The sequence below is a fragment of the Halospeciosus flavus genome (assembly GCF_029814175.1).
In the GTDB taxonomy this organism is placed as follows: Archaea; Halobacteriota; Halobacteria; order Halobacteriales; family Halobacteriaceae; genus Halospeciosus; species Halospeciosus flavus.
This window is the reverse complement of record NZ_CP122312.1, coordinates 1,155,168-1,167,122: the sequence shown is the minus strand read 5'-3', so window position 1 is coordinate 1,167,122 and position 11,955 is coordinate 1,155,168. Positions and strand designations below refer to the sequence as shown.

Here is an 11,955-nt window from a genome sequence, read left to right as displayed (position 1 = left end):
GAGCGATACCTCTCCAGAGAACCCTCACTAACCGGTTTCCCGGTCAAACTGAACAGCTCGCTTAGCCGTGGTCTGTCAAGATGAGTCGTTGAAAGATCGGCGTCGAGATTGGTGGTTTCTCTGGTTGGTGCTTACCACTGACAAGGATGTTTGCGAGGATCCACAAATTGTACAGCGAAACGGCGAACAGAAAGTAGAACAACCGCACCGAGAACGTCGGCGACGACGTTCTCGGAAGGAAGTCACCGATCTGCCGATATGATGTTTCTATCCCCCAGCGGCGGCGGAACGCCGCCGCGTACGCTTTGGCTGTTGTAGCATCGACGTCCAAACTCGTCACGAACCAGACGTGCTCGTCGTCGTTCGAACGGTGCGGAACCGCGAAAACCGTGACATCTACCGACGCTGTGGGTTTGCGGTTTCGCTGCATCGTGTATGCATCGACGACCGTCTCAGCACCGGCGCTGAGACGGTCTTTCATTCCACTACTCGGGCGTGCACGGACGATGTAATCAATACCTAGCTCCTCTAACTCTGCGACGACGTGGACTTGGTAGAAGCCACGATCAAGGTAGACGTGTCGAATCGAGACGTACTCTCGTGCAGTTTCGATCAAGGAGCGAACGGCTTCGCGCTTGGCGCGAAAGCCGTTCGCGTCCATCGGCAGTACAGCGAGAGTGAACCGAGTGCGTGGCGCAACGATACAGAGCGTTGCAAAGCAAAACGCTCTGTTCGTTCCCAAGTCAGGATACGTCGTTATCACGTGGTCGGTGTCAGCTGAACCGTAGAACCGCCATTCGTGGAGGTCGATGGCAACGTCGACATGAGCGGGAAGTCGCCGTTGTGATCGAAGGACTTCGAATAGGCGGTCTCGGACGCCATCGAACTGTGCGTTGATGGCGTCCATCGAGAGATTTCGCAAGTGGTAGAGCACCGATTTAGCGAGTGAGTTCCGAGCAGTGGACGTGATGTCTACCTGCTCGTTACGATCCAACTGAAGTGTCTTCCCGCCCGTATTGGCGAATTCCTGGTCGAAGGCGATACGAGAGAGGATTTCGAGAAAATCCTCTCTCGTGTACTTGCCGCATGGTTTCACATCAAACTCCAGTTCCGGGAACAAGAGTGTCGAAGCAGCACGAGAGACTTGTTTTGCCTCAGTTGTCTCGACCATACCGAAGAATGGAACTGAATCAAGATGAGTCTCAGCTAGGTTCGGCAACTACTGTTCAGGGCGGGAGTGAATCCGACAACTCCTACACAGACCACCGCCGATGACAGGCCGGATATTCAACGCTGATCCACATCCACACCATTAAGTAAGTTTGTCTACATAGGCTATGTATGGCGATTGAGGCCACTCGTACCTACGTTAGTTCCATCCAGAACCACCGGCAGGTACGTGATGGCCTCGACTCGCTCGGAAACTCCGCCTCGAAAATCTGGAACGTCGCACGATGGACAGCTGACCGCATCTGGGATGCAACCGGCGAAATCCCCGATGGCGGCGTGCTGAAATCGTACATGAAGAATCGCGAGTGCTGGAAAGACTTGAACGCACAATCCAGTCAGAAAGTCATCGAAGAACTTTCCGACGCTTTCCAGTCATGGTTCGACCTGCGACACAAGTTCGACGAGGCGAATCCGCCCGGCTACCGCAAACACGGCGACACCCGGCCCAAGAGTACGGTTACGTTCAAAGAAGACGGGTTCAAACACGACCCAGAGAACAACCGCGTCCGACTCTCGAAGGGGAAGAACCTGAAAGACCATCGCTCGGACTTCCTGCTCTGCGAGTACCAGACCCGCCCCGATGTTGACCTCTCAGAAGTCAACTCGGTACAAAACGTTCGGGCGGTCTGGAACGGTGACGAGTGGGAACTGCACTTCGTCTGCAAAGTCGCACTCGAAATGCCTTGTTTTGCCACCGATTGATGGAAGTTTCAGACGCTCTCCCCGGAAGATTCCGTCAAGCTAACCAGGAATTGGACGCCGTCTGGCGATATGGTATCGCTCAGACGGCTTGCTTGGATGTGTCGAAACCTTGCCAAACAGCACGTTGACGATCCGGACGTACCCGCCGCGCCGGACGGCGCGGGCGGGTACGCCGAGTGGGTGCAGATCGCGTTGATTCTGTACCGTGTCGAACTGGAAAAGAGCCTCCGTGAATCCGAGGACTACCTCAACGAGATGCCCGGTGTTCTTGCCGTGTTTGGACTTGACGAAGCACCACACTACAGCTCGTTCTGCCGGTGGGAAAACGAGTATCGAATGCGTGAACTCCGCCGCCTGCTCCGCCGAAGCGCGGAGCAGGCGGGCTGGAGTGGCGAAGCCGCGATTGACGCGAGCGGCTTCCAGCGCGATCAAACCAGCTACCACTACCGCGACCGCGCGAATTACTCGTTCCAGTCGATGAAGACGACGATCTTGATTGACGTGAACTCGCTAGCGATCAAGGACGTTCACTACACGACGCAGAAGGCGTGGGACGGCCACATCGGGATGCAGGTCTTCCGCCGGAACGCGGAAGACCTGCGGGTGCTGTCTGCTGACGCGAACTACTCGTGGAGCGACCTCCGTGAGGAGTGTCGCTCCGAATCAACGCGACCGTTGATCAAGCACAGGGAGCAAACACCGTTGCAGAAGGCTCACAACGCCCGGATGAACGAGGACTACAACCAACGCTGGATGAGTGAGACGGGCTTCTCGCAGTTGAAGGAAGACGACGGCGAGAAGCTGCGCTCCCGGAGCTGGCACGGCCAGTTCCGGGAGCTGACTCGGAAGTGCATCATCCATAACCTGACGCAGGCGGCGAGTTAGGCTCGCCGCCTGCTCCCCTTCTCCGGACGTATCCGGGAGAGGCATCGCCGTCGTCACTCGAACAACGGAGCAAGGTGCCATAGTTTTGACTCATCAGCAACCGCCGTGAGTGACAGCTACTGCATCTTCTGAGGTCAAGAACCCGTCTCTGACGCTGTGAAACTACGAATAGTCTTCCCTACCCCGACGCTGTCTTGTGATTCAACGAGGCAACTCGAAACCAACGACTCCGCACGCGACGGAGTAGCAGGCATCGACCTCGGAATCAAGAACATCGCCACGGTCGCGTTCCCCGACGAATACGTTCTCTACCCCGGAAACTCGCTCAAAGAAGACAAGCACTACTTCCAACGTGCTGAGTACGATACAGAGGGTGAGAGCGGGCCGTCCGAGAAGTCGATGTGGGCACGTCGAAAACTCGCAGACCGCGAGACGCACTTCTACCACACGCTGACGGACACCATCATCACGGAGTGTGTCGAACGGGGTGTGGGCACGCTCGCGGTGAGTTGGCCCGAAGACGTGCGCGAATCGGACTGGGGGAAGACCGGCAACAAGAAACTCCATACGTGGGCGTTCGACCGCATCTACCAGTACCTCGACTACAAAGGCGAGATTCGTGGTGTCGAGGTACTGAAGGAGAACGAGTGGAACACCTCGAAGACGTGCTCGGGGTGTGGTGACGACACGAAGTCGAACCGGAAGCACCGTGGCTTGTACGTTTGCTCGTCGTGTGGGTTAGTCGGGAACGCGGATTGCAACGGGGCGGAGAACCATCCGTCTTTAGTTAGGAGACGAACCGCGTGACAGTGGCGGCTTATCGAGGCTACTTTTCGGAAGGAATGAGGAGGTGTCGAGTGTGCACAACGAAACCTCCTCATCACGGATTATGCGTCGGCTCACTACACTGTTTCCCTCCGAGTTCCTCGAAGAGCACGCCGAGGAACTCGGCGTGGTCGAACGCGACCGCAAGCTCCAGATTCCCGTCTTCGTCTGGGCATTCGTGTTCGGCTTCGCCGCAGGCGAACGCCGAACACTCGCAGGGTTTCGACGCAGCTACAACTCCACAGCTGACGAGCCGATCTCACCGGGTGGGTTCTATCAGCGGTTGACGCCGACGCTCGCGGAGTACTTCCGCGACCTCGTCGAGCACGGTCTCGACGAGGTCGCTGTTCCCGACACTGTTGACGTTGACATCGACCGATTCAGTGATGTAATGATCGCTGATGGAACGGTGTTGCGGTTACACGAGTTTCTCGCTGATCAGTTCGAAGCCCGCCACGAGGAGCAGGCTGGAGCGAAGCTCCACCTGCTCCACAATGCCACTGAACAGACGATTGAACGGATCGACGTTACCGACGAGAAAGCACACGACAGCACGCTGTTCAAGACAGGGTCGTGGCTTGAGAACCGCCTCGTATTGTTCGACCTCGCGTACTTCAAGTACCGACGGTTTGCGCGGATCGACGAGAACGGCGGCTCCTTCGTGAGCCGGCTGAAACAGAACGCGAATCCGGTGATTACGGATGAATTACGGGAATGGCGCGGCCGCGCCATTCCCTTGAGGGCAAGCAACTCCGTGATGTGCTCGACGATCTCGACCGGACGTACATCGATGTGGAAGTCGAAGTCGAGTTCAAGCGCGGGCCGTACAACGGGACGCGGTCGCTGGATACGAAGCGGTTCCGCGTCGTCGGCGTCCGCGACGAGGACGCCGACGACTACCATCTATACGTGACAAATCTGTCGCGAGAGGAGTTCTTTCCGGCGGATTTAGCGCAGATCTACCGGTGTCGGTGGGAAGTGGAGTTGCTGTTCCGTGAGTTGAAGACGCAGTACGACCTGGACGAGTTCGACACGAGCAACGAGCACGTGGTGAAGATCTTGCTGTACGCAGCGTTGCTGTCACTGCTTGTGAGCCGTGATCTGTTGGATCTGGTCACTGAGCAGGCGGATGATGAGCTCGTGTTTCCACCGGAACGCTGGGCGGCGACCTTCCGGTCGCACGCCCAGCTCATCCTCCACGAACTCGGTGAGCACCTCGGTTATTCGCCACCGCCGCTGTTGGAGCGGCTGATCGAGGACGCACAGAAGATCCACAAGCAACGACCGATCTTACAAGAGACGCTCGCTACCGCTACACAACCGAGGTGTGAGTCTTAACTAAAGACGAATGGGCGGAGAACATGCGCCAGAAGATAACTCCGAGTCCTCACGGCGAGGATAGGAGTAACGGCTGTGTGGCACAGCCATCGACACACTTGTTCGACCGCGAGAGCGGGACGTTTCACACGAGAGAGCAAGTCGTGTCGTAGACCGGCAAATATCCCACCTCGCGGGACGGGAAGCCCCGCCGTTCGCGGCGGGGAGGATGTCACGATCAGATGGACCGTATCGGCGGGACACATCTCTTCGTCCTCGACGAAATCGACCACCTCAATGATCCCGACGCGCTTCTGTACGAGTTTCCTCGCGCACGGGCGAATGGACATATTGAGACGGCAAAAGTCGGTATTATCGGCATCTCGAACAACTACACGTTCCGAAATTCGCTCTCCTCGAAGGTGAAGTCCACATTGATGGAACAAGAAATCGCCTTCTCCACGTACGATGCGGGCGAACTCCAGACCATTCTTCGAGACCGTGCCGAACGGGCATTCATCGACGGCGTCTGTGAGCAGAGTGCGCTCTCTGCGTGTGCTGCATTCGCCGCGAAAGACGACGGTAGCGCACGCCAGGCTATCGACCTCCTCCGTGAAGCCGCCGACGCCGCGCAGAAAGCCGATGATGGAACCATTTCGAACGTTCACGTCGAGCGGGTCCGCGATCGAGTGAACCGTGGCCAGCTCCGAGACAAGATCGACGACCAGACGATGCACGCCCAGCTGGTCCTTGAGGCCGTCGCACGCCAACAACAGGAGGTTGGCGGGGCAGTTCGAACAAAGCAGATCCAGCAACGCTACGAGCAGGTAGCTGAATCGTGGGGCCAAGACCCACTAACGAGCCTCAAGTCTGTGCAGAACCATCTGGACGACCTCCAGATGTTGGGGTTCTTGATCCGTTCCGACGAGAACCATGGCCGCGAGGGCGGTCGGAGCTACCGATGGGAGGTCGACATGAATCTCGAAACCGTGATCGATGTCCGCGAAGATATCGAGGGGCAGGAATCCGCGTCATCCTGAGTGTTAGCGTCTGAGCCGCATATTCTGTCAAGGATGGACTTCGAGCGACCGTCTGCTACAACTTGCGCGATACGGATTCACTACCCCGGTTTCCAGTAGTTCCAGTTGTTCCAGTAGACACACCACCTCTTCCAGTAGAGTACCACGGGTCGTAGTAACACGTGTTACTCTATCCCGAACCGTGTATACGTATCCTGAATGGACATCGTGAGTACAGTGATCTCTGTGGAGATTTGTGGTACCCGTCCCGTTGCGGAGTACCGTCGTATATCTGTACGCACGGTGAACTCCTGAGTATGTCCGAGTTCGATCCCGTGCCCGACCGCGAGGGGTCGTGGTGGCAAGAGGGCACAGATACATTCGACCGTGTCCACGACCTCGTGCTGGGACTGGGCGAACCGATGGACTACACCGAAATCGCGGCGCTAGCGGATTGCTCCCCAGATGCTGCGAAGAAGCATCTAGATCGACTCGCCGAAATCGGTGTTGCTCAAGCCGACCGCGAGAGTCAGCCTGCGCGGTACAAACGCGACGACGAGTATCTCGAGTGCAAGGAGGCTACCCAGATTGCACACGACCACTCAGCCGAGACGATTCGCAGCCGGATCCAGGATCTCGAAGCGGATCGAGAGTCCTACGAGATGCGCTTTGGCGTGGCGAATCCGTCAGCGGTGAACGTGTTTGGACAGGAGAGCCACGAGGAAGACCACGACCGAATGGTGGCAGTGAGCGACTGGCAGGCGACGATTCGGGATATTCGGATCTACAAGATTGCCAGGCAGCTGGCGCAAGCCGATCGCTGAATGGCCCAGCCTGAGTCCGTGCCGATAGACACTCTGTCTCCTCGACGCATATTCGACTGGCTTCCATACACTCGAACAGCATCTCGAGATACAGTAGGCAAGCAGTCTCCGTATCGGATTCATCCTGACCCTGTAGGACCGACTATTCTCCTCACCCGATTCGGGCTAATTGCTCTGAACGAATATCGTGAATCTCTTTAAGTAGTTCTCGCGACAAGGTGTAGATATGGAGGCGCGGACGCCTGTTCCTGTGGATACCTCGTCGCCGCCGAGTCGCGACACCCGAAAAAGACGACCGAACTCCAGCGACTAGCGCCACCCGAGGTCGACTTTCTCGCCCGGCTCGGGGACGGTACGCGAGTGGACCGGTTCCCACCCGAGGACGGACTTGGCTTTCGCGTTCGAGAGGGCTGCCTCCTGGCCTTCGAGGTCACACTGGTCGGGGACTGTCCCGCAGATCATCTCGACGATTTCCGTCGTGGGCGGACCGAGGATGTTCGTATCGGCCGCACAGATGAACGTCTCGTAGCCCTCGAAGTCGGCCGCAAACACGGCCTCGACCATCTCCGCGACGTCCCGAACGTCCACGTAGGAGCCGAAGTTCCCACGGACGTCGTCGCTCTCGAGTGAGACGTCTTCTTTGGGCGGGCGTGTATGCTGGCCATCCGGCGTATGGATCGTCGCCGCCCGTAGCGTCGTCACCGGAACGTCGTAGCGGCGGGCGACCGTCTTCGCAATTTCCTCGCCACAGACTTTCGAGAGGCCGTAGGGATCTTCCGGTCGCGTCGGATGTTCCTCGTCGATGGGCAGGTAGTCCGGAACCCACGGCTCCTCGGCGAAGAGCGCACCGTATGTCGCTTGTGAGGACATCCAGACAATCTCGGCGTCGACGCGTGCCGCGGCGACGAGTGCGTTGTACGTACTTTCTGTGTTGTTCTGGAACACACGCGTCCCGGGTGTATCCATGAGGTCCGAGAGCCCGGCACAGTGGACGACGGCGTCGGGCTGGATCTCGTGAAACGTCTCCCAGACTTCGGCCTGGTCGCGCAGGTCGATATCGCGAAATCGAAGATTCGTCCGGGTCTCTGCTGGGCGCTCGAAGTCGATGCCGACGACCTCGATATCGTTGTTCGCGAGGTGGTCGCTCACCCAGGACCCGACGCTCCCCGTCGCGCCTGTCACGACCACTGTTTCGACGTCGTGTTCGAACTCGTTCATTCCGTGCGTGTGTCTGTCTACCAACACCAAAGAGGTTTCCTCGCGTACAGCGAGGGTCCAGAGTGGTGCGGTCTCGCGAGGCGTCAAGTGTACCCACGAATTCCTTTAAGTAGTTCTCGCGATAAGGCGTAGATATGGAGGCGCGGACGCCTGTTCCTGTGGAGATGTCGTCGCCGACAAGTCGCAACTCTCGAAAATTCCGTGCTCAGCGCTGAGTGGTTCTTCGAGTCGTAGCCGTCGTTCGGGACATCGATTAGTGCTGGCGCTCGCTATGTGGTCGTGCCGTGGACGGCGCCTCCTGCCCCGATGACGCAGTCAGCGATCGGCCAGTGCTTAGGACCTTCAAGAGGCTCTGTCGCGTGGCTGGGAAATATTCACTCGAGTACCGGGCGGACGACGTCGTCGCAGTCCATACACTCGGCGAAGATGCCGTCGCCGTCGGCTTCCTCCCACTCCAGGAGGACTGCAGCCCTCGAAAGTTCGCGACCACAGTCCGGGCAAGTACCGAGTATCGATTTTTCGGACATGAGTGGGTAGTACGTGGACGTTGTGGCGGTGCCTGCAAGAAGTTTCCGCCGCAGTCAATTTCGTCCAAGCGAGCGAGAGGAGTGCACTTCCAGACTTCCAGACTTCCAGAAGGCCATCAAGATCACCGAAGAATACACGGGGAGAATATTGTCGGATAGACACACAATGCTTCAAATAGTAGCCGTGAGAAACCAACAATGCCGCCCTGGAAACACGACGCTGCGACCTCTCCAGGGGAACGGAGCGTGCAGTTGGATGGGCTCCTTCCAGGGCGGCCACTGTTCCTGCTGAGAGACAGCGTCATCGAGAAGTGTGCTCGTCGCCGGGACACCTAAGACAATGGCACAACCGGCTTCAGGTATGTCGAGTCGGCCACACCGCGAACTCGTCGACTACGTGGAGGAGCAGGCAGGCGACTACTTCCGGACGGCCGTCGCGTTCACAGAAGAGGACTGGGAGATCATCTATCGCAGGGAGGATTTGCCCCGAGAGCGTGCCGAACAGCGTGCAGAGTCGGTCGTCGGGAAGGCTCGCCGGCGCGAACCGCTTCGCCAACCTGATAGCCCCTTCGGGGAGTTCGACGCGATGATCGAACTCTACGAAGGCGGAGTATTCACGGTCATCCAGGAGTCCCCCTCAGAGGGAGTGATCATCGCGCTTGAACGCGACGCCGCACGGAGCCTCGCGGGATTCATTCTTGAGTGTCGACAGACTCTCGACCTCGAGTAGTCCGCAGCTTCGGGCGTTCGGCATGCCGCCGCACGAAATACGGGCCGGTCGAACTGAATCCCCACACGACTACCGGGACGCTCGGGGCTCTCAATCAACCTCACCGAGCCACTTCTCGCAATTCCACAGAAAGTATCAGATTACACTATATTCTTTGAAGTGGGTTCGTCAAGAGGTTTCAGGTGCTGCCTTCGAACTATCGAAGCCTACCATCGTCGTATCGCTCACGACTCTGGATTGCCCCTGCAACCTGGCCCGGGATGGGGCATTTGGCCTTCCATCGTCTGTTCGAAGGCAGCACTTTCCTCGTAGAGCCGTACTCGTGTACCGCTCGGAGTACGCTGTCGAAATTCTCGATCAGGTTGCACACGACGAGTTTCTCGGAATTGCCTCATCGCCGTCGACGCGGCCTGTCGAACTGCGTACTCCAGAGATATCGCGACACCGAGGCTTCGACGTCAACACCGTGGCGTCGTCGTGGACAGTGGCTGGTCCGTTCTCTCTGCTGAACGCGTTGGGCCAGACTCTGTCTTGTCGACACCGCTGAACAGTCACTCGTCCGTATTCAGAACACGACAGCTAAATGATTTCTTTGCGTCGACGATTGGCTCCGGAGAAGACGCCAGCGGCATTCGTCGTCCTCTCCCCCAAGATCCGACGGATGCCTGTCGACGGCTTCACCGGAGCCATCTAGGCATTCCTAGTTCAGCATATTAATCTGGTGGCCATTTGATTACTATTCTTGACTATCTAGTAAATCGACAATCAGAATGATCACTAGTTGACAGATAGCGAAGGGGGAGAGGGAAAGGAGTGTCACACGCCGCGAAGTTGCCTGGTCGCACGGTCTGGGGGGAGAGTGTCGCGGCAATACTGAATACAGGCTGAAGGGGAAAAGAAGACCTGCCTAACTAATTAGGCCAAAAATCCGATCAGATACCGCGGTGTCGAGAAACGGCTCGGTACGACGGAAGTCGCGAGAGACCTGACGATACCTGCCTCGTACTTCTCGGACACCGACGCCGTCGCGTATCTCGTTCGCACTGCCCGGACAGACTCGTGGTTGTTCGACGCCGTCGGGAGAGAACACCTACGTGTACACAGTCATCTTTCCTTAGGGCATCGACACTTCTAAGTGGTGAATGTCTAACACGTTGGACGCCGGTATGGCAGACCAAAACACAGGGGACGACGCATCGGACCGGCTGGCTCCGAGACGCCGCCAACTACTCACGGCGCTCGGTGCTGCGGCGATACCGACGGTTGCCGGTTGCTCCGCTTCGAACTCCCAGACGACTACGACTTCGACGTCGACACAGACGACGACAATGCAGACCACCAAACAGCAAGATGCCGAGAGTATCGATCCCCGGTTTGGCTACATCGGAACCGCCGGCGAGTCCAAACCGGTCGAGCCCGACCACACCGTCAATCTGGTCTTCAGGCCGCGACAGGACGCGTGGATTCCCGAGTTCTTCTTCGAGCCGACGGGCCTGAAGATTGACGTGGGCGATACCGTCCAGTTCAACATCGCCACGCCACACCACAACGTCAACGCCTACCACCCAGGCTTCGGATACAACCAGCGTGTTCCGGACGGCGTCCCGGCGTTCTCCTCGCCGATCCTCACCCCAGGCGACTACTGGCTATACACCTTCGAGACGGAGGGGGTCCACGACATCATGTGTGCTCCACACGAGGTCTACGGGATGGTCGGGCGCATCGTCGTGGGGTCGGCGACTGGCCCGGGTGCCAAGTCTGTTGGCGAAGCCCCAGGCAGCGAGCACTCTCGCCCGCCCGAGTTCACGGCCGCCCTTGTCCTCTCTTCGCCGCCGATGCAGCCCGACAACATCGCCTCGAAAGGCACGGTCAAATGGGGCGACATTCCGGCCGAGGACAAGAAGCCGCTCCTCAAGCCCGTTCAGCAAGAGGGCTAGACGCGACGGCGAGTAGAGTGCTGAGTGGTTCCGAGAAGTCCGCTCAGAACACAGCATTCTTTTCGAGTTCGGTTCAGGCTGCCCCTCAACTAGAGAGCGTTCAGCAATTCGCTAACGGCGCTTGCTCCGGGCTTCGCGGACACCTGCGCCGTCGCGTATCTTGTCTGCACAGTTCGGGCAGACCCGTGGCTGTTCGACGCCGTCGGGAGTGAATACTCGTGCGTAGTCTGCGGTCACGAAGGATTCACAGTTTTGGCACTTCGGCACTGCCTGCACAGTTGCTGCGACAACGCCATATACTCTCTGGTGGCGGAGCTACCCGCTCGTACGGGAATTGGCGCTTTGCTCGAAGAATTCGGGTGTCGGTTTTCTCGTGGGACGATGGACGACGACCCTCTCGTCGTTGCCTGTCTCCCGACGAAACGCATTCGGCAAAGCGATCGTGCCGCGCTCAGACGATTTCGTAGCGCCCACTCTCCAGTCGGGCAGCGACTTGGTTTGCGGACTCCCCGTCCTTGCGGTCCGCTTCCCAGAAGACGTCGCCCTCCTCGCCGACCTCTCGGACCGTGCTGAGCTCGCCGAATCCGATATCGCGGATCTCGTCGCCGGCCTCGAGTCCGTGTTCGTGGGACATACACGAACTGTTGGTGGACCGTCCATCAATCTTCGGTCGCCGGGACGACAGTCGGTATTCGACGAGTATCCAGAAAGCCCATACCGGATACTGTCACACTTTTTGTT

12 protein-coding genes and 3 pseudogenes are annotated in these 11,955 nt (G+C 58.2%); 10 read left to right on the top strand and 5 right to left on the bottom strand.

Translation table 11 applies throughout. The annotated features are described in order from the left end of the window. Positions 1–61: 61 nt before the first annotated feature. Positions 62–1,171 (bottom strand): transposase, encoded by a 1,110-nt coding sequence (locus P0Y33_RS06105; protein ID WP_279529653.1) that lies wholly within the window; start codon positions 1,169–1,171, stop codon positions 62–64. A gap of 170 nt (positions 1,172–1,341) precedes the next feature. On the opposite strand from P0Y33_RS06105, the pseudogene P0Y33_RS06100 reads away from it, so the two are divergent. The 8 genes and pseudogenes from P0Y33_RS06100 to P0Y33_RS06065 all read left to right on the top strand — a co-directional run. After that, a pseudogene (locus P0Y33_RS06100) lies at positions 1,342–1,929 on the top strand (RNA-guided endonuclease TnpB family protein); the annotation flags it as partial. Between the two features lie 72 nt (positions 1,930–2,001). Next, positions 2,002–2,817 carry an IS5-like element ISH1A family transposase gene (locus tag P0Y33_RS06095; protein WP_279527462.1) on the top strand — a complete coding sequence of 272 codons (816 nt, stop codon included), beginning with the start codon at positions 2,002–2,004 and terminating at the stop codon, positions 2,815–2,817. A 210-nt stretch (positions 2,818–3,027) separates the two neighbouring features. Next, positions 3,028–3,591, top strand: a pseudogene (locus P0Y33_RS06090) (RNA-guided endonuclease TnpB family protein); the annotation flags it as partial. An 85-nt stretch (positions 3,592–3,676) separates the two neighbouring features. Next, positions 3,677–4,555, top strand: coding sequence for an IS4 family transposase (locus P0Y33_RS06085; protein ID WP_279529652.1), 879 nt, complete (start codon positions 3,677–3,679; stop codon positions 4,553–4,555). Beyond that, complete coding sequence (locus P0Y33_RS06080; protein WP_279530092.1) at positions 4,486–4,980, top strand: transposase; 495 nt, start codon at positions 4,486–4,488, stop codon at positions 4,978–4,980. Before P0Y33_RS06085 ends, P0Y33_RS06080 begins: the two co-directional genes overlap by 70 nt. Before the next feature lie 14 nt (positions 4,981–4,994). Then, positions 4,995–5,132, top strand: a pseudogene (locus P0Y33_RS06075) (RNA-guided endonuclease TnpB family protein); the annotation flags it as partial. Positions 5,133–5,201: 69 nt separating this feature from the next. Beyond that, entirely contained in the window at positions 5,202–5,999 is a 798-nt protein-coding gene (locus P0Y33_RS06070; protein WP_279529651.1) for a hypothetical protein, read from the top strand. A 296-nt stretch (positions 6,000–6,295) separates the two neighbouring features. Beyond that, positions 6,296–6,802 carry a DUF7342 family protein gene (locus tag P0Y33_RS06065; RefSeq protein ID WP_279529650.1) on the top strand — a complete coding sequence of 169 codons (507 nt, stop codon included), beginning with the start codon at positions 6,296–6,298 and terminating at the stop codon, positions 6,800–6,802. Between the two features lie 309 nt (positions 6,803–7,111). Here P0Y33_RS06065 and P0Y33_RS06060 read toward each other — a convergent pair whose 3' ends face one another. After that, positions 7,112–8,020 (bottom strand): NAD-dependent epimerase/dehydratase family protein, encoded by a 909-nt coding sequence (locus tag P0Y33_RS06060; protein WP_279529649.1) that lies wholly within the window; start codon positions 8,018–8,020, stop codon positions 7,112–7,114. A 374-nt stretch (positions 8,021–8,394) separates the two neighbouring features. Next, positions 8,395–8,547 carry a DUF7837 family putative zinc-binding protein gene (locus tag P0Y33_RS06055; RefSeq protein ID WP_279529648.1) on the bottom strand — a complete coding sequence of 51 codons (153 nt, stop codon included), beginning with the start codon at positions 8,545–8,547 and terminating at the stop codon, positions 8,395–8,397. A 361-nt stretch (positions 8,548–8,908) separates the two neighbouring features. On the opposite strand from P0Y33_RS06055, the gene P0Y33_RS06050 reads away from it, so the two are divergent. Continuing rightward, positions 8,909–9,277: a hypothetical protein gene (locus P0Y33_RS06050; protein WP_279529647.1), complete on the top strand. Its 369-nt coding sequence runs from the start codon at positions 8,909–8,911 to the stop codon at positions 9,275–9,277. Between the two features lie 1,166 nt (positions 9,278–10,443). Next, positions 10,444–11,214: a cupredoxin domain-containing protein gene (locus P0Y33_RS06045; protein ID WP_279529646.1), complete on the top strand. Its 771-nt coding sequence runs from the start codon at positions 10,444–10,446 to the stop codon at positions 11,212–11,214. A 111-nt stretch (positions 11,215–11,325) separates the two neighbouring features. Here P0Y33_RS06045 and P0Y33_RS19205 read toward each other — a convergent pair whose 3' ends face one another. Together P0Y33_RS19205 and P0Y33_RS06040 are read right to left on the bottom strand one after the other, a co-directional pair. Beyond that, positions 11,326–11,481, bottom strand: a complete 156-nt coding sequence (locus P0Y33_RS19205; RefSeq protein WP_456071250.1) for a DUF7563 family protein — start codon at positions 11,479–11,481, stop codon at positions 11,326–11,328. 184 nt (positions 11,482–11,665) lie between these two features. Beyond that, entirely contained in the window at positions 11,666–11,848 is a 183-nt protein-coding gene (locus P0Y33_RS06040; RefSeq protein ID WP_279529645.1) for a hypothetical protein, read from the bottom strand. Positions 11,849–11,955: the final 107 nt, after the last annotated feature.

Bases quoted from the DNA above. Each gene is read 5' to 3' on its own strand.
- P0Y33_RS06105 (WP_279529653.1), bottom strand. From the start codon at position 1,171: ATGGTCGAGACAACTGAGGCAAAACAAGTCTCTCGTGCTGCTTCGACA.
- P0Y33_RS06095 (WP_279527462.1), top strand. From the start codon at position 2,002: ATGGTATCGCTCAGACGGCTTGCTTGGATGTGTCGAAACCTTGCCAAA.
- P0Y33_RS06070 (WP_279529651.1), top strand. From the start codon at position 5,202: ATGGACCGTATCGGCGGGACACATCTCTTCGTCCTCGACGAAATCGAC.
- P0Y33_RS06065 (WP_279529650.1), top strand. From the start codon at position 6,296: ATGTCCGAGTTCGATCCCGTGCCCGACCGCGAGGGGTCGTGGTGGCAA.
- P0Y33_RS06060 (WP_279529649.1), bottom strand. From the start codon at position 8,020: ATGAACGAGTTCGAACACGACGTCGAAACAGTGGTCGTGACAGGCGCG.
- P0Y33_RS06055 (WP_279529648.1), bottom strand. From the start codon at position 8,547: ATGTCCGAAAAATCGATACTCGGTACTTGCCCGGACTGTGGTCGCGAA.
- P0Y33_RS06050 (WP_279529647.1), top strand. From the start codon at position 8,909: ATGTCGAGTCGGCCACACCGCGAACTCGTCGACTACGTGGAGGAGCAG.
- P0Y33_RS06045 (WP_279529646.1), top strand. From the start codon at position 10,444: ATGGCAGACCAAAACACAGGGGACGACGCATCGGACCGGCTGGCTCCG.
- P0Y33_RS06040 (WP_279529645.1), bottom strand. From the start codon at position 11,848: ATGTCCCACGAACACGGACTCGAGGCCGGCGACGAGATCCGCGATATC.